Source organism: Paenibacillus sp. FSL L8-0502, from assembly GCF_038593055.1.
Lineage (GTDB): Bacteria > Bacillota > Bacilli > Paenibacillales > Paenibacillaceae > Paenibacillus > Paenibacillus polymyxa_D.
In genome coordinates this window covers 3035161-3052877 of the sequence record NZ_CP151958.1, presented here as the reverse complement: position 1 = coordinate 3052877, position 17717 = coordinate 3035161, and the positions used below count along the sequence as shown (strand labels likewise).

Sequence of the window (17717 nt, the reverse complement as noted above, 5' to 3'; positions counted from 1 at the left end):
TTAGTAAATAAATACAGTAGTGCATATACGGCAAGCCTTATAGGGCTTGCTTTTTTATTTATGATTTTAAACTAATTCTAAATCCTAAATTATAATAATTATAAAAAAGTATTGATTTTTGTTTGCGCACAATTTATAGTGAAAGACACATAGTCAACCAATTCATTCAAGAGGTGATTTCAATCATGAGTAACCAACCAACGAACCTGACTACAAGCTGGGGCGCTCCTGTTGGAGATAATCAAAATTCGATCACAGCAGGCTCGCGGGGTCCCGCACTAATTCAGGATGTGCATCTGCTGGAGAAATTGGCACATTTTAACCGGGAGCGTGTGCCGGAACGTGTCGTTCATGCAAAAGGTGCAGGAGCACACGGATATTTTGAAGTTACTAATGATTTGTCTGCATATACAAAAGCAAGCTTCTTGTCTGAGGTGGGCAAGCGTACACCGATGTTTATTCGCTTTTCTACAGTGGCGGGTGAGCTGGGCTCGTCCGATACTGTACGCGACCCGCGTGGTTTTGCGGTGAAGTTTTATACAGAAGAAGGCAACTATGATCTCGTGGGCAATAATACACCTGTGTTTTTTATTCGGGATGCCATTAAATTTCCTGACTTTATTCATACGCAAAAACGCCATCCCCAAACCCATCTGAAAAACCCGAATGCGGTCTGGGATTTCTGGTCCTTATCTCCTGAATCGCTGCATCAGGTAAGTATTCTAATGTCTGACCGCGGTATTCCAGCTACTCTTAGACATATGCATGGTTTCGGTAGTCACACGTTCAAGTGGGTAAATGCCGAAGGACAGGCAGTATGGGTGAAATATCATTTTAAAACAGAGCAAGGTGTGCAAAATCTTGATGTGGATTTGGCTGCGAAAATTGCTGGTGAAAATCCGGATTATCATACAGAAGATTTGTTTAATGCCATCAAAAAAGGTGATTTTCCTGCATGGAAACTTCATGTGCAGATTATGCCGGTAGAAGATGCAGATACGTATCGCTTTGATCCATTTGATGTGACAAAAGTATGGTCTCAAAAGGATTACCCGCTGATCGAGGTTGGACGCATGGTGCTGGATCGCAATCCTGAGAACTATTTTGCTGAGGTAGAGCAGGCGACATTCTCCCCGGGTTCATTTGTTCCTGGTATTGAGGCATCCCCGGATAAAATGTTGCAAGGACGCCTGTTTGCCTACGGCGATGCACATCGCTACCGTGTAGGTGCAAATCATAATTCGTTGCCGATCAACCGTCCGCATGCGGAAGTTCACAACTACCAACGCGATGGTGCATTGCGCAGTGACAGCAATGGCGGAGGATCTGTCTATTACGAGCCTAATAGTCTCGGTGGACCCAAAGAATCACCTGCGCACAAAATGGCTCCTTTTGAAGTGTCTGGCGAAGCTCAAAGTGTAGCCTACGATCATCATGATCACTACACACAACCGGGCGACCTATACCGCTTGCTCAGTGAAGAAGAGCGTGCACGCCTGGTCCGAAACATCGTAAATGCGATGAAGCCCGTAGAAAGTGATGAAATCAAACTGCGTCAGATCGGACATTTCTACAAAGCTGATCCTGAATACGGACGCCGTGTAGCCGAAGGTTTAGGCTTGACCGTTCCTCAAGGCGAGTAGAGGTATCTGCAAACTCCTAACCTGAAAGCCGTATGAATAAATAATAAAAGGATGTCCCAACACCACGTACATGGTGGATGGGACATCCTTTGTTTTTGAGAGCGATGTAAATCAGGTGCTGCTATATCCTCTGCAAGCGAGGTAAATAGATTACAAGAAACAGTGACCGTCCTAGTGCAAATACGATAAAGGATAGCCAAAGTCCGTGATTCCCATAATGGGGAACGCACCAGAAGAGAGCGATCAAAAAGCAGAGCAATGAAATCAGCATCGAATTACGGATCGGATACGTTACCGTCATCCCCGTAAACACACCGTAGAATACCAGTCCCAGCCCGGCTGCCAGCGGAAAGACCACAAGCCACCCATTATAAGGGCCTGTAAGGCTAATCACTGTAGCATTGTCCGTAAATAGTGAGATAAGCGGCTCTTTCAGTGCGAAATACAATCCTCCTGTCACTACGCTGGTCACCAGTGTCCAGAACCAGGACAAGTGAATAACCCTTTGCAGCATTTTACGATCCCCGGCACCCCGAGCCTGACCTGTCATGATGCTACTGGCGTTGGCGAACCCATCAAAAAAGTAAGCCATAATGTAATGGATCTGCAACAAAATAGCGTTTGCCGCCAATTGATCGGTTCCAAAGCTCGCACTGCGCGCCGTAAACAGATTAAACATCGTCAGCAGACAGGCTGTACGGATCATAAGATCAAGGTTTGTTGCCATGACACTTTTCAACTCTGAAGCTCCAAACCATCCTCGCCAATTCATCTGTCCGCTTTGCTTCCATTCTCTCCAAATCGATGAGCGGAACACCAGAACGAGACCCAATATACATGCAAGAGCCTCCGCAATCAGAGTAGCGCTTGCTACACCAGTGACATTCCAATGCATCATCTGTGTAAATACAATAGCTAATACCATATTGATTACGTTCATTGTAATTTGCAAAAATAATGTAGCCTTCACACGGGATAATCCCATCAGCCAGCCGAGCAGCACATAGTTCACCAATGTAAGAGGGGCTCCCCAGATACGAATGTTAAAATAAATTGCTGCCTGCGCTGCCACATCCTGAGCTGGATGGATTAGCTGCAGAGAAGCTAACAGAATGGGCTTTTGTAACACAATGAATACCGCACCAATGAGTAAAGCAATGGCCAGTGGGCGCATGAGAGCAGCTATGCCCTGGTCGTTATTTTGTGCCCCCGCGGCTTGGGCCGTGAAAGCTGATGTGCTGACTCGCAGGAAGCCAAACAGCCAATATAAAGTATTGAAAATAAGAGTGCCCACCGCTACACCGCCTAAATACGCGGAATCGCTCAAATGACCGATTACAGCTGTATCCACCGCACCGAGTAGCGGGGTTGTAATCGTCGAAATAATTAAAGGGATAGCTAAAGCAAGATAGGCTCGGTGGGAAGGCAACATGTTGAAAAAACCTCCAGTAATGATTGTGTGTAGGGATGGCGATCCGAATGAAATAATGCTTCCTTGGGAAAATGCTCAAGCACACTGCCTTCTTTCATGACCATGATTCGATCACTCATAAAGTGCACAGCCGCCAGATCATGTGAGATAAACAGATAAGCCAATCCTAGCTCATCCTGCAAATCCTTGAGCAGATTTAAAACGGTGGCTTGTGTGGTCACATCCAGACTTGCTGTTGGCTCGTCCAATACGATAAAATCCGGCTCTGTGCTGATGGCACGTGCGATGGTTACACGCTGCTTTTCCCCACCGCTAAGCTGATGTGGAAACTTGTCCAGATAGCTGGCTGGAAGCTTTACCATATCAAGCAAATGTTCTGCTATATCCCGACGTTCTGAGGACATACCCGTCATAAAAGAAGGAACATAGTACTTAAGCTGGTCCAGTGGCTCCAGCAGGGATTGCAGGATGGTTAGTCTGGGGTTCAAAGCCGCAGATGGATGTTGAAAAACTGCACCCAGCCTGCTGCGAATCCGTTTTAACTCGCTCCGCTTTAATCCCCGGATAGACTGCCCATCTAGTCTAAGCTCACCTTGATCAAATGGGTCCAATGTCAATATACAGCGAGCGAGTGTGCTTTTCCCACTGCCGCTTTCCCCGACAATGCCCAGACATTCTCGAGGGGAGATCGACAGAGCAACATTTTGCAGCACCGTTTTGCCTCCAGTGTAAGCCTTCGTCAAACCGGAGACGGTCACGACAGGATTAGACGTGTCTTGCCGCTGAGCGCAGGCGGCTTGATTATTCATGTGCAGCGCTCCTTTCCATTGCGTCCTGTTCTTCAGTGCTGTTGTAAGGTAAACGTGCTGGAGCGCCCGGAGACAGCGGCGGAATAGCTGCCAATAGACGACGAGTATACGGGTGGTCCGGATGGTTCAGCACCGCTTGCGTTTCACCTATTTCAACCAGTGAACCTTCGCGCATCACTGCGATTCGATCTGCATACTTGCGTACATGACGCAGATCGTGAGTGATCCACAAGACGGAAATACCCGTTTCCGTCCGGATTTGGTCAATGAGCTGCAGCACCCGATGAGCTGTGAGCGTATCCAGCGCCGTTGTGGGCTCGTCGGCAATAAGTAACTTCGGCTCCAGTAGTAGTGCAGCCGCAATAGCTACCCGTTGCAATTGACCGCCGCTGAGTTGGAACGGATAGCTGCGGTACACACGCTCGGCGGGAAGCTGTACGCGCTCCAGCACCTCGATACAGCGCTGCTTGCGCGCCTTGCGATCTTGCTTGCCATGGGCGCGCATCAGCTCGTCCAGTTGGCTGCCTACACGCAGAAAGGGGGTGAAAGCCCCGTGGTAGTCTTGAAAAATGTAGGATATTTCACTGCCAAGCAAAGAGCGCCTTTGTTTAGCGGGTAGATCTAGTAAATTATTGTCCTTCCACGCAATGATACCTTCCGCTGTAACAGAAGAGGGGAGAAGGCCGCCGATAGCGAACGCCGTCATGCTTTTGCCGCTACCACTTTCGCCGGCAAGAGCACACCATTCCCCCGGACGAACGGCAAGCTCCAGTTGCTCTACAATCGTTTTTACATTGGTCCGAATCGTTAAGCCTTCAATAGTCAGCATGTGCCAATTCACTCCTCTGTCCGGGTTTTAACATCATAACGGTCGCGTAGTTTATCTCCAAATACGTTTGCCAGTAGCACGGTTAGCACGACAGCTATCCCAGGAACCAGCATCAGGTGGGGAGCCATTTGAAAATACGCTCGTCCTTCATTCAACATAGTACCCCATTCCGGAATTGGTGGCTGTGGACCTAAGCCCAAAAAAGATAGGGAGGCAATCATTAAAATAATTTTGCCGACATCCAGCGTAGCCAGCACAAGAACATTCCCTAATGCATGGGGGAGAATATGTCGCATGACAATCCGCAGGGAGGAGGTACCCGCCAGTATGGATAACGAAATGTAATCCTTTTGCTTTTCTGCCAGCACGGTACTACGCACCAGGCGTGCATAACCAACCCATTTTACCGCAGTTACCGCGAAAATAAGATTTACTAAGCCTGGTCCGAGCAAACCGCTTAGCACAATGGCAAAAATATAATCTGGTAATGTCATGAAGGCATCGACCACCCGCTTGAATACACGATCCATCCAGCCTCCAATAAATCCTGAAAGCAGACCAAGAGGGACCCCGACAACCAGCGAAACTGCCAAAATCAACAAACTGGTTCCGACAGTCGTCCGAAGTCCAGCTATGACTCTCGATAGTACATCTCTGCCCAAATGATCCGTTCCCAGCCAGTGCGTAGCGCTGATCGATTGTAGTCGATTCCCCATCTGGATACGATACGGATCTTGCGGTACAAGAAACGGAACGACTGTAATTGCTGAAAGAATGAGCAGGATGGAGAGCGACACGATCCATGTTTTGGACAATCGCGTTCTAGTGAGCTGCCCGTTTTCCGCATGTACGGATTTTATCATGATAAACGTTTCTCCTTCAAAGCGATTTCAGGATTGACCCAACGGTAGGACAGCTCTACCAAAATATTGATACATACAATGAATACAGCCATAAATACGGTATAGCCCTGAATTATGGGGTAATCCCTTGCAGCAATGGCATCCACAATCCATTTTCCCAGCCCCGGATAGGCGAATAGCACTTCAATTACGACTGTGCCTCCCAGTAGACTGCCTATACTCTCACTGAATACCGTAATGAGTGGAACTAGACTGTGACGAAGCATGTGTCTGAAAAAAATGCGGATGGGGCTGATTCCACGCGCTTGCGCCGCTTTGATAAAGTCTTGCCCCGAGCTTTCAATCAGACTTGCGCGAATCATTCGTACATAAACGGCCGCCATTGCCAATCCCAAGGTAAGAGAAGGGAGTACCAAATGAAAAGCGGTTCCTTCACCCATAGACGGCAAAATGCGCAATTTAACTGCAAACCATTCGATAAACAAAAGCCCCAGCCAGAAGCTGGGAATCGAGGAGCCGATTAAGGCAAACACACGACTGGCGCTGTTAATCCAGCGGTTACGGTAGAGCGCAGCCATCGTTCCCAAGGGTAGAGCTATTAGCAGCAAAATGAACAGAGAGCCTCCGGTCAGCAGCAGCGTATAAGGCAGTTTTTCCATAAACTCTGTGAATACCGGACGATGGGTTAAATAAGATTGTCCAAAATCAAACTGAAGCAACTGAACCAGCCACTTACCATATTGCACAGGTAATGGTTGGTCCAGCCCTAGTTGGCTGCGCATATCCGTAATTTGCTGATTGGACACAGCTACATCATCGACTCGGAGAATGCTCCGGACGGGATCGCCCGGAACAAGCTTAAGCAGACAGAAGCTCACAAAGGAAAGAATAAGAAAGAACAAAACTAGTTCAAGAAACTTTTTGGCCATGGATTTGAACATGCTAGTTCACATCCAGGTCCTGGGTTAGCAAGTAATATTCACTTTGGCTAGTTACCCAGTTATGTACGTAATCGCGATAGGCCACTACGTTGTTTGGATGGACCAGAAAGGATTGCAGATTTTCTTGGTCAATCAGTGTGACAGCTTTCAGCGCCAGCTTGTTGCGTTGTTCCTCATTCACGGTTGTGTTCAGCTGTGAAATCATACTCGCGAGTTCCGGTACATGCACACGCCCATAATTTAGTGCTCCTTCAGGCATGTAAGCCGCATTTAGAAAATAGCTTGCATCGCCGCGCGGGGCTGTAATGCTACTATAAGTCGCTAAATCCCAATCCTGATGAGCGGTAAGATATTCGTCAATATTATCAACCTGACGGATATCAATCGTAATGCCAAGTTCTTTAGCATTAGCCTGAATCAGCTGGGAAATGAGTGGAAGTTCCGCTCTCGACTGGTAAGTTAGTAATGTAAGTTGAAGCGGCTTGCCGTCAGGGGTTGCAACTTTTCCGTTCTGCACTGTATATCCAGCTTGCTTGAAGCCTTCTCGTGCAGCATTTAAATCAAATTTTTTCGTAATATATTCCGGCGAAAATGGAAAGTCGGGCAAGAACGGCCCTTGAGCAGGGGTTCCCTGGCCGGACATAATACCGCTGGCAATCTCATCACGGTTGATCAGGTTATCGAATGCCTTACGCACAGCCGTCTTTTTCAGATCGTTATTGTTCATATTGTAAATAAGTTGATGCGTTCGCAAACTAGGAAGCGAGTCAACCTTAACAGTAGAATCAGCTTTCAATAGCTCCAGGCTTTCAATTGGCGGGCGATACACAATATCAGCAGTTTTGGCTTGAAAAGCAAGCTGACGTGCATTGGCGTCTTCGTTAAACATGAATTTGGCATGCTTCAACTTTACTTCACCGTTCCAATATTGTTCATTGCGATCTAAATTCAGTTCACTTCCAGCACGGAAGCTGGCAACCTTGAACGGTCCCGTCCCAGATGGGAGGTCACCTGTAGCTGTGGTGTCTATAATAGCCGTATTCGGATGAACCAGCTCAGACACAAATTCTGGGAAAGGCTTGTCTGTCGTAATGGTCAAAATCTGTCCATCCGCATGAATATCACGGATATGTAGCGCATTTTTGACCGATGGATTGAGCTTTAACGCTCTTTCCAAAGAGGCTTTGACAGCAGCAGCATTGACGGTTTTACCGCTGTGGAAGTTCACACCTGATCGGATGTTGAAGGTCCAGTGCTGTCCGTCCTTGCTGTTCCATTTGTCTGCAAGCCAAGCTTCCAGCTTAAGATCCTTGTTCACTTTGATCAGTGTTTCACTTACTCCAGCACGAACAGCTGTGTAATTTACATCTGAATGGGGGTCTATAGTAGGGCTCTGCACGTTGAACAATAAGGTGACACTTTTATCTTGTGGTGCAGCAGATGGAGAGGGTGAAGCTGACGGAGAAGAAGCGCAGGCTGCCATCATTACCGCCATTACCGCAGGTATAAATAGTTTAAAATACGAACGTTTAAACAACAGGAAGTCCTCCTTAATAGTAATCGTAATTTTTACGCTTTAACTCATGAATCATATCGTAACCAAATGAAGGTGCTTTGTAAATATGTAATTGACGAATGTGTATGTAAATTCATATCAAAAAGACTGCTAACCAATAGTGATATGGTTAGCAGTCTTTAAGTTTATTCACATATTATTAATTTGGAATCACATGAAAATTATGAATTAGTGCATGGGAGCTTTGGCAGTGCCATGTTCAACATGAACTCTACGGATGAAAAAGGCAAGGATCAACCCGATCACACTGATGATCATCGCAAAGAAAAATGAATTTTGTGATCCGATTGTCATGGCATTGGCCATTTCATTTACGGATTCAGGCATACTGGATTGGCTCAAATAGCCTTCCATACCTTTGGAGAGAATGCTTACCGCTACGGCTGTACCGATTGCACCAGCAACTTGTTGGAGCGTACTCATAATGGCTGTTCCGTCTGGGTATAGATCCATAGGGAGCTGATTTAGGCCGTTTGTCTGAGCTGGCATCATAATCATGGAAATGCCGATCATCAAGCAGCTATGAAGCACAATAATGAGTACAAGAGTTGATGTTGTTGTAATGCCGGACAGGAAAAACAAAACAGCAGCTACAATCACAAGTCCTGGAATGACAAGCCACTTGGGACCGAATTTATCGAACAATGAACCCATAATAGGAGACAAGAGGCCGTTGATAATCCCACCGGGCAGAAGTACTAAACCTGCTGTTAGAGCAGACAGAGCCAGCCCCTTTTGCAAAAAGAGTGGAAGAATCAGCATCGTAGAAAGGATCGTCATCATACATAGGAACACCATAATAACGCCAATAACAAACATAGGGTATTTAAATACACGCAAATTCAACATAGGCTGCTTCATTTTCAATTGACGTACAGAGAACAGTATCAACGATATCAGACCGACAATCACAGGAAGCAGAACCATCAGGCTAGCCCAACCTTCGCCACCTTCTCCGGATTTACTGAAACCAAACACGACACCGCCGAAGCCAATGGAAGATAACAGGATAGATAAAAAATCAATTTTGGGCTTGGTCGTTTTTGAAACGTTTTGCATAAATAAAATACCGCAAATCAGTGAGAGAACCAAGAACGGAAGGGAGATCCAGAAGATCCAGTGCCAAGACAGATTTTGCAGTACCAGTCCTGCAATGGTAGGGCCCACTGCCGGTGCGAACATAATGACCAATCCGATGATCCCCATAGCCGCGCCTCTCTTTTCAGCCGGGAAAATGATCAAGATGGTGTTAAACATCAATGGCAATAACAACGCCGTGCCAATGGCCTGAAGAATACGTGCGATCAATAGCACTGAAAAAGTAGGTGCAAGCGCAGCAACGAGACAACCAGCTATTGAGAACAGCAACGATGTAACAAACAGCTGTCTTGTCGTAAAGGTTTGAATCAGCAATCCCGATACAGGTACTAAAATACCGAGTGTAAGCAGATAAGCGGTTGTCAGCCATTGGGCTGTTGCAGTTGTAATATGCAAAATCTGCATCAAATCATTCAGTGCAATGTTAAGTGCCGTTTCACTGAACATCCCAATAAAGCCGCTAAGGAGCAGCGCAATCATAATAGGTAGCACCTTGAACGTTTTGGGTTCAGAGGGTGAACTTGTTTGACTCATTGTACTCATGTTGTTTTTGTTCCTCCAAATAAATTAATAGTGTTGAATTATAACAATCGGTCTATATATAATAAACATGTTGTTATTTTTTTGTCAAAGTATAAGTTGTAAATATTAAATAATGAAGGATGCTGTATATGGCTGCTAAACCCGAATCATACGAGAATATCGTACAAACCGCATCGAAGCTCTTTTTTCATCAGGGGTATCACGCGACCGGACTGAATCAGATTCTTGCGGAGAGTGGATCACCGAAAGGGTCACTTTATTATTATTTTCCGCGTGGTAAAGAAGAATTGGCTTTGGAGTGCATAAGAAGAGGGAATGAGTTTATAAAGCAAAAATTAAAACAGACACTGGACGGGAATGATAATCCAGTGCTAGCCATTCAGGATTTTATTCGTAATACAGCTGAGGAGGCAGACCGTACCGGCTTTAACGACTTCATGCCGATTGGCTTCTGGGCTGCTGCGGAAACTTCCTGTATTAGTGAATCGCTACGTCATGCTTGTGTGAATACGTTTACAGATTGGCAGCACATCTATATGGAGCGTCTTCAGGAATCGGGCTGGGACGAGGAAAAGGCACGCAGTCTGGCGGTACTTATCATTTCGATGCTCGAAGGTGCATTGATTTTGGCCGTTACGCAACAGAGCAGTGCTCCTATTTATAATATCGTGGATTACATTCCACAGTTGGTCAAATAATCCTGTCTCTTCAATTTTCAATCTCTCCTATGAGCTCCAACAAGTAACTTTAGAGAGCCGATGTTCTCGTTTTTGAGAACTCGGCTTTTTTGTGGTTCTGAGACGTAATTTTACTCACATTACCAGCACCAAATGATGAAAAGTATGGTAAAATAGAATGAATTTGATTTTGATTTTGCGTGAAGGAAGGGTGATAGCAAGTGGCAAAAGCGAAGGTACCCAAACGGCCTACTCGGGATGAATTTGTACTGGAGGAAATCGGGAATCAGCTTGTAGAAGCACAACGAGAGCAATCCGAGGTTGTATTGACCGTATGGGGACGCGCAGAAGCAACCCGCGGACAGATTGTTAAAATGGACCCAAGAACAGGGAAGGTTCATGTAGAGAGTAATGGAGAAACGGATAAAGTTCCTTTTATGGATATTATGAGTGTAAATTACCCGAGAGATTAGTTGTTGTGATTACATAAATATAGCAGAAAGGGACAAAAAGAATGACAAAGTTAGAGTCTCCCTTACTGCGAGGGAAAGTAACAATTTAAAATTCGCGTATACAAAAACAACCGAGTGGTTTAGAGCCATCGGTTGTTTTTGTATACTGCTGCATGAGTGGGAAGAGAAAGCCGCGTTGTTGTATTGGCACTTGCCCTTGTACATGCTTATGTAGCTTTTATCGGGCTGGTATGACTCGCACGTGCTTCGGCTTTCTTAAGCACCTTACGATCAAAAATGAAGGGGCCAAACGGCAACAGTGAGGCAATCAAGGCAGCAAGACTTTGCAGTAGCGTTATTTTCCGCATAATCAGCATGACCACAGTCGCTACAACATAAGCCACGAACAGTACCCCATGGATCATACCCACCCAGCTTACCATTTGCGGTATTCCAGCTGCGTATTTAAGTGGCATAGCGATACACACAAGCAGTAGATATGAAATTGCTTCAATATTACCAATGACACCAAACATCTTAAAGGCATTTTTGAACATAATACACCTCTTTCTCTTATTACTTAAAATTTAATATATCCTATAATGCATTGTTATTAAACGGTAGAAAGTTACGATATATCGAATATTTACGGCAGATGCCAACGTCACACAGCTTAGCGCTCCTGGAAACGATAATTGTAATTTCATTTAACTTGTCAAAATGTGTATCCCTATTGTATGCGCGACCCCCTATCAGTAAAAATACGGTGTGAAGCCTAAACATTTTGTATGCAAATTCCGATAACAGTTAAATGAACGTGTGTACATTATGGTACATATTTTAAAAGCTGGATTGCAGCAGAAGGGCTTGTAAGCTTAACTTATTAGTTTTTGACAAATAAAATTTCCATACTGGTATCAAGGAGAGCATAGAATATGAATAAAAAACGTTTGCGTCAATGGATGGCTCCGTTCGCAACGGCTACACTGATTTTGAATACGGGATATGGCATTTTGACACCCGATGCAGTGGCTAGCGCGTTGCCGACTGAGAGGCATTACTCAAATCTGACAGGCCTAAATACAACACAGTTACATACCAAATTAGCAACCGCTCAAGGTAGTCAAGTGCCTGTTACTTCAGGTCCGAAAGTGACTACGTTAACCAAAGGTTATGGTCAGAACACCTATCTTAACCAAATGCTAAAAGTAATGTCGAGCCAAATGGTGACTGCGAATATCGCGCCGGCAGAGGTAAGCAATCTGACAGCGGTTCCTACAGAAACAACAAAAGTAAATTTGTCCTGGAACAATCCGTCGGACATCAATTTTGACCACGTAAAAGTGGTTGGTGTTACTAACGATGTGTATGTAGATAACATTCGAAGTAACTCTTATATGTTGAGCGGTTTACAGCCGAACACGACATATACCTTTCGCGTGAAAACGGTGAATAAGAGTGGAAATGAATCTCTCGGTACAACAATACAGGCTAAAACGGCTTCCGTTGATGGTCCTGTGGATAAGACACCACCAGGAGAAGTAAGCGGACTGACAGCGACGAATGTAGGATATAATGGATTTACCATCAATTACATATTGCCTAAGGATGCTGACTTAAGCCAAGCGATTGTCTATTTAAATGGTACAGAAATTCAAAGAACCACAGGCACGTCTTACACGTTTAATGTCTTGAATGCTGCCACAGCCTATACCGTAACGGTCAAAACGATAGACAAATCCGGAAATATATCTCAAGGAGTTAGTATTCCAGTTACAACTTCTACGGTCTCTACCGATATCGTGCCCGATGTGACAGGTGCTTCAGTGACATCAGTTAATAACTATAGTGTTACTGTTTCCTGGACAAGGCCTAGCGGAATTAGTACGGTCAGTCTGTATAAGGACGGGCAACTGGTAACCGATTCAACTGGAACATCCTATACTTTCAACAATCTTTCGGCAAGCCAGACCTATACATTCACGATAAGATCTAAGCGAAGCACAGGTACATTGTCCTCCGGTGTGAGACTGACTGCCACAACGGACAGTACGTCCTCCAATTCGTCAGAAGTGTCCAATCTTGAAGTAGATAGCAAAAGCGACACCTGGATCAAAATCACCTATGATATGCCGAGTCGAGCCGACAAGGTGAAGATATATGCGGACGGTGATTATAAGGGGACTACAAGCTCTGAGTCCTATAAAATTACGGATTTACGAGAAGGACGCTGGTATGAGATTAAGGTCGTAACCGTAAATAGTAATGGAAGGGAATCTAGTGGTGTAAAGATATCAGAACGCACGAATTCGGATGGTTACTACTCTTCTTCCTCTAGTTCATCGAACTATGAGAAAGCGAGAGATTTGATGCGAATTGCGGAAAACAGTCTAAATGCGTCCGACTGGCGTTCTGCCAGAGATGCAATCAGTGATCTGCCGAGCGGAACCCGTAAAAGCGATCTGCTGGATCGGCTAGAAGCTATTCGCAATAGAGCGATTGGTACCGGTAGTTCATCATCCGGGACGAGTTCTACTACGACAACCACTTCTGGTACAACGTCTTCATATCCTAACAATGCGGTTTCCTCCTATTCATCTTCGTTCACCCTGACACCAGGAGCTAAATCAGCTTATGTCGATGGTCGTGCTACGACGATGGCTCAGGCTCCTCGGATCATTAATGGGGCGACGATGGTCCCGCTGCGCTTTATCAGTGAACGGATAGGTTACGAGGTGAATTATGAAAAATCGACCAAAAAGATAATTCTGAATCGACCTACAGACGGCAAACAGGTAGTGCTTCAAGTCAAGAATTCGACCCTTGCCGTATATGAGTTAAACAACTCTCGAAGTTATTCGACGAACATCACAGCTCCGGTTATTGTTAACGGCTACACGCTGGTTCCATTACGAGTGATTAGCGAGCTTTCGGGGTATCAGGTGAACTATAATACTGCATCCAAACAAATTACGATTACCAAATAAATGCATCTGTTAAAAGAGTTCTAAAGTGAAAACTTTAGAACTCTTTTTTGTCTACTATCCAATAAGTGTACGTAAAATGCGAAAAGGGGCGCTTTATAAGCGCCAGCTAATAGAGTTATAAATTGACAATCAGCTACTCTGTAAACAAGTTATTTTGACTAAAAAGGATATCAAGCTGCTTAAGATCTTCTACAGTTAGTTGAATACTCAGCGTTTGAAGATTAGTTTCGATCTGATTAGGCTTGGTCGCACCTGGAATGATTAAGGTATACGATAGGATTGATTCTCGCTTGTATGATTCATGCACTGATTGGTATTTCAATGCTTACCTGTCCGCCGCTTGTCTGGGTGGAGTTGGTGATGATCAGTTGTCCGTCATGTAGGTTGACAATGGATTTTGTTATATACAGGCCCATACCGTAATGTCCACTCAATCTTCTGGATGAATCACCCATATAAAACTGCTCGGCGGCCTGTTTGAGACCTGCTGGAGAGAAGCCCGGGCCTTCGTCTACGATGCTGAACCGAATACAGTTTTCAACAGATTCTACGATCAGCTGGATCTCGCTGTATTCAGGCGCCTGATCTACCGCATTAGAAGCAACATTCATAATGGCACGCTCAAGTAGCACTGGGTCTGCATACAGCGTCTTAGGGAGGTTATATGCAGCGAATGCTACAGATATTTTTTTGACAGCAGCCAAGGCCATTATCTGATCTTTCACTTTCGATAAATAGAAGTCAGCATCCATCGTTTCCGCCCGCAGGGTGACTAGTGTTTCCGCTTTTGAAATGTCAATGAGAGTTTTAATATACTGCTCCATCTGCCTGGTGCTTTCCGCTATATAATCCGTATAGTCCTTTTGCTCTTCGGACTGATCGGTCTCGGACAGCAGCTCTACGTTTCCACGAACGATAGTGAGTGGTGTTTTGACATCGTGTGCTAGAGCGGATATTTGCTCGCGACGGGATTTTTCGAGATTCCACTGTTTCTGAAGCGATGTCTTTAAAGTTTCTTTCATTTTATCCATGGAATGTAGTACCTGATCGATCTCCATCACGCCACTGAACTTGATTGAGAAGTCCAAATCCTGTGCTTGAATTTGTTTGGTAGCCTGCTGCAATCCGCTCATCTTACGTGCCAGCTTTCGTCCGAAGGAGGAAGCCAGTAAAGCACCTCCCCCCAGGAAGGCGATACAGAACACGGCCAAAAAGGACAATTCTGCGTTCGGCAGATATTGACGCAGGATAGGAAGTTCAAACTGTGCCGAGACAGAATAGCGCATCACAGTAATTTCATCATGATGTGGAACTTTTACATAGTTATAGGGAAATTGATACGCAGTATTGCTCTGCTGCGTAACACTCCAAGCGGCTTGGGCCTGGTTTTCAGAAAGATTTCCTTCAATGAGGCGGCCTTCCGAAGTGAACAACGCGTACTTATACAGTTTTATCTGAGAATTCGGTTGCAGGGTCTTGCCCGCTTCAATGATTGACTTGTCCTCCCGTACCTGCTTCTCCGCATAGTTCGCGGGAAGAATGGCCCCATAAGATATCAGGGCATAGAAGATGAGGACCAGGAACAGAGCGAGCGCAATCGTCCCAATACAAAACATAACTAAATAACCCAGGAAAATGGTTCGTAATTTGGTAGTCTTGCGTGCTTGTTGTACTTTGGTTACTTCCATCGGTAGCCGATCCCCCAAACCGTCTCCACTGGAGAAACCTCTACTTTGCCAAGCTTGGCCCGGATATTTTTGACATGCTCTACAATGGTGGCGGAATCGCTGTCCCCATCCAAGCCGAAGACCGCTTCGTAAATCTGCTCCTTAGAGAATACCTGCCCCCAGTTCAAAGCTAGAAACTTACATATCTCATATTCACTTTTGGTAAACGGGACTACAACATTCTGAACGGTGATTTCCTTGCCAGACAGATTGAAATGAACTTCCCCGATGCAGAATACATTACGCCGTTCACGATTCTCCCGTCTGAGATGGGCGTTGATTCGTGCGCGCAGCTCTCCAGTGCCGAACGGTTTGACAATATAATCGTCGGCTCCATCCCCAAGCCCCAACATCACATCGTTCTCCATGGATTTTGCGGTAAGAAACAGTATCGGACAGTCTACCTTGCTGCGAATTTCCCGGCAGAGTGTGAATCCGTCCATGGTAGGCATCATCACGTCAAGCAGTATAAGATCAAATGCTCCGAGCTGCATGGTGAGAACCTGTGGGGAGGCGGAGACCACCGTGACAACATGGCCATCTTTCTGCAAAATATTTTGAAGGAGTGCCAAAACGGCGGGTTCGTCATCAACGGCCAACAAGTTTGCCATGCTTTATTCACATCCCTTGCTTTCTTTACTCTAATCTTTACTCCAACGAACTTTGTCCTTCCCAACGACAAATCCATAACCCTAATAATACCATGATGACTAAGGTCCCTACTACGCAATATCTGATTCCCAAATCGAGCTGTATAGCTTCAGGGATAGAATCAGCTGAGCTTACGCCGTATTGCACCCAGATCGTGATGAACCGGGCCGCCCAAGCAGAGGGAACGAATATCCAATTATGATCACCCAGCCCTGTAAGAAGCAAAGCGGACAATAGACTCTCCATAATACCCAGGCCGATGGAAGCTCCCTTACCGAACCGCAAACTAATGAAAAAATGCAGAATATAAAGGAACACACTGGACACAAACAGAATGCAGGCAGCCAACACATAAAACTTCAAGCCATACGGGGACTCTTTCATAAGATATATATAGCCAGCCCCAAAGCCGCCTGAGGCAAGCAGCACACTGCCAAATCCCAAGCACAGGAGTAGGCTAAGCTTGCTCAAAAAAGGTAACAGCTTCACCGGCGAGGTCAAGAGGTGTTGGAAATTTCCAGCGACTGACTCCTGCTCAACAGCAATGGAGCATACAATACCAATCATGATAGGAAGAACCACAGCCAGGACCTGCAAATAGCCGTCTATCTTCGAAATCGGTGAATACGGAGTAAAGGAATAGTAGGCTAGAAAAATTGCTATCCCCAAGATCGGCACAAGCAGCTGCACGAGCAATAAGGGCTGCCTTCGAAGTTTAAGCACGTCAGATTTCAGGTTGCGGAAGAAAGATATCATCTTACTTAGCCTCCCGTTTACGGAAAGACATGGCCGTCAGCACTGACAGAATCATGAATAGACATACTGTGATCAACAGGCCGGGAACAATTATGCCTCCATCCAAAAGTGGATCTCCTGAAGGAACGGCAAGCCCATTAGGCAGCACTTGGATGACGGCGCACATCAATCGCGCTGGTATAGCATAGGGTACCGCCCACCATACAGAAGACGTAGCGAACAAGACGGTGCAGGCTACGTTGCCCAGCATGTTGATGATTAGGGTGGCAAACATGCCTATTCGATCCGTCAGGAACAGGCAAAGTGGAACTTGCCACAAAAAGGTGGTGAAGAGGATCAGAGTTGCAGCGACGCTTTCTGCTAGTGTCACGGAAGTTGAGAATACGAATCCGCCAAGAGTTATCCCTATAAATAAAATAATAGAGGAAACCATTAAGAGTCTTACGCAAACCCCGATTTTACCGTACCATACCTGAGCCAAATCTACAGACATGCCAAGGACAGCACGGTATTTCAGCTTCTTGCCATCCTTTTGGATCACTCCTGAGCATATTAAGGTGAGCGCACCTGGCAGCAGCATGAAATACCACCAATTGTAGCTGGCGCTTTGGAGCATATGTCCCCCCATGAGCACGGTACACAGAAGAAGAGTAACGATGGGGGCCAGCCAGACCAGCTTTTTCGTGAAGGTACGCTTTAATTTTAGATGCTCGGCGGCTATATATTGCTGCAT

The 17717-nt window shown here is 45.6% G+C and carries 16 protein-coding genes; 4 read left to right on the top strand and 12 right to left on the bottom strand.

The window, feature by feature from the left end; translation table 11 throughout:
• Positions 1-185: 185 nt before the first annotated feature.
• Entirely contained in the window at positions 186-1643 is a 1458-nt protein-coding gene (gene katA / locus NSQ57_RS12945; RefSeq protein ID WP_029515135.1) for a catalase KatA, read from the top strand.
• A gap of 121 nt (positions 1644-1764) precedes the next feature.
• Here katA and NSQ57_RS12940 read toward each other — a convergent pair whose 3' ends face one another.
• The 7 genes from NSQ57_RS12940 to NSQ57_RS12910 all read right to left on the bottom strand — a co-directional run bounded on the left by NSQ57_RS12940 (position 1765) and on the right by NSQ57_RS12910 (position 9725).
• Positions 1765-3075 (bottom strand): MATE family efflux transporter, encoded by a 1311-nt coding sequence (locus NSQ57_RS12940; protein ID WP_165146524.1) that lies wholly within the window; start codon positions 3073-3075, stop codon positions 1765-1767.
• Positions 3042-3884, bottom strand: coding sequence for a dipeptide/oligopeptide/nickel ABC transporter ATP-binding protein (locus NSQ57_RS12935; RefSeq protein ID WP_069011811.1), 843 nt, complete (start codon positions 3882-3884; stop codon positions 3042-3044). The genes NSQ57_RS12940 and NSQ57_RS12935 overlap by 34 nt, the downstream gene beginning before the upstream one ends.
• On the bottom strand, positions 3877-4713 hold the full coding sequence (locus NSQ57_RS12930; protein ID WP_069011813.1) for an ABC transporter ATP-binding protein: 837 nt from the start codon (positions 4711-4713) through the stop codon (positions 3877-3879). Before NSQ57_RS12930 ends, NSQ57_RS12935 begins: the two co-directional genes overlap by 8 nt.
• Before the next feature lie 8 nt (positions 4714-4721).
• Positions 4722-5576 carry a nickel transporter permease gene (gene nikC, locus NSQ57_RS12925; RefSeq protein ID WP_340955504.1) on the bottom strand — a complete coding sequence of 285 codons (855 nt, stop codon included), beginning with the start codon at positions 5574-5576 and terminating at the stop codon, positions 4722-4724.
• The gene (gene nikB / locus NSQ57_RS12920) at positions 5573-6517 is read right to left on the bottom strand and encodes a nickel ABC transporter permease (RefSeq protein WP_340955502.1); all 945 of its coding nucleotides are present in this window, start codon (positions 6515-6517) and stop codon (positions 5573-5575) included. The genes nikC and nikB overlap by 4 nt, the downstream gene beginning before the upstream one ends.
• A 1-nt stretch (position 6518) precedes the next feature.
• Entirely contained in the window at positions 6519-8054 is a 1536-nt protein-coding gene (gene nikA, locus NSQ57_RS12915) for a nickel ABC transporter substrate-binding protein (protein ID WP_081317590.1), read from the bottom strand.
• Between the two features lie 207 nt (positions 8055-8261).
• Complete coding sequence (locus NSQ57_RS12910) at positions 8262-9725, bottom strand: DHA2 family efflux MFS transporter permease subunit (protein ID WP_069011926.1); 1464 nt, start codon at positions 9723-9725, stop codon at positions 8262-8264.
• A gap of 137 nt (positions 9726-9862) precedes the next feature.
• Between NSQ57_RS12910 and NSQ57_RS12905 the strand changes: the two genes are divergently transcribed.
• Positions 9863-10432 carry a TetR/AcrR family transcriptional regulator gene (locus NSQ57_RS12905; protein ID WP_029515149.1) on the top strand — a complete coding sequence of 190 codons (570 nt, stop codon included), beginning with the start codon at positions 9863-9865 and terminating at the stop codon, positions 10430-10432.
• 200 nt (positions 10433-10632) lie between these two features.
• Entirely contained in the window at positions 10633-10884 is a 252-nt protein-coding gene (locus NSQ57_RS12900; protein WP_340955501.1) for a YolD-like family protein, read from the top strand.
• 206 nt (positions 10885-11090) lie between these two features.
• Here NSQ57_RS12900 and NSQ57_RS12895 read toward each other — a convergent pair whose 3' ends face one another.
• Positions 11091-11420, bottom strand: coding sequence for a DUF3817 domain-containing protein (locus tag NSQ57_RS12895; RefSeq protein ID WP_029515152.1), 330 nt, complete (start codon positions 11418-11420; stop codon positions 11091-11093).
• 378 nt (positions 11421-11798) lie between these two features.
• Here NSQ57_RS12895 and NSQ57_RS12890 point away from each other — a divergent pair, with 378 nt between their 5' ends.
• Positions 11799-13850: a fibronectin type III domain-containing protein gene (locus tag NSQ57_RS12890; RefSeq protein WP_341039392.1), complete on the top strand. Its 2052-nt coding sequence runs from the start codon at positions 11799-11801 to the stop codon at positions 13848-13850.
• A 299-nt stretch (positions 13851-14149) separates the two neighbouring features.
• Here the strand turns inward: NSQ57_RS12890 and NSQ57_RS12885 are convergent, their stop codons facing one another.
• The 4 genes from NSQ57_RS12885 to NSQ57_RS12870 are packed head-to-tail and all read right to left on the bottom strand — an operon-like array spanning position 14150 to position 17717.
• Positions 14150-15538, bottom strand: a complete 1389-nt coding sequence (locus NSQ57_RS12885) for a HAMP domain-containing sensor histidine kinase (protein WP_341039391.1) — start codon at positions 15536-15538, stop codon at positions 14150-14152.
• Entirely contained in the window at positions 15529-16188 is a 660-nt protein-coding gene (locus tag NSQ57_RS12880; RefSeq protein ID WP_029515155.1) for a response regulator transcription factor, read from the bottom strand. Before NSQ57_RS12880 ends, NSQ57_RS12885 begins: the two co-directional genes overlap by 10 nt.
• A 37-nt stretch (positions 16189-16225) precedes the next feature.
• Positions 16226-16984 carry a lantibiotic immunity ABC transporter MutG family permease subunit gene (locus NSQ57_RS12875; RefSeq protein ID WP_165146500.1) on the bottom strand — a complete coding sequence of 253 codons (759 nt, stop codon included), beginning with the start codon at positions 16982-16984 and terminating at the stop codon, positions 16226-16228.
• 1 nt (position 16985) lies between these two features.
• A complete protein-coding gene (locus tag NSQ57_RS12870; RefSeq protein WP_341039390.1) occupies positions 16986-17717 on the bottom strand; it encodes a lantibiotic immunity ABC transporter MutE/EpiE family permease subunit in 732 nt (243 codons plus the stop codon).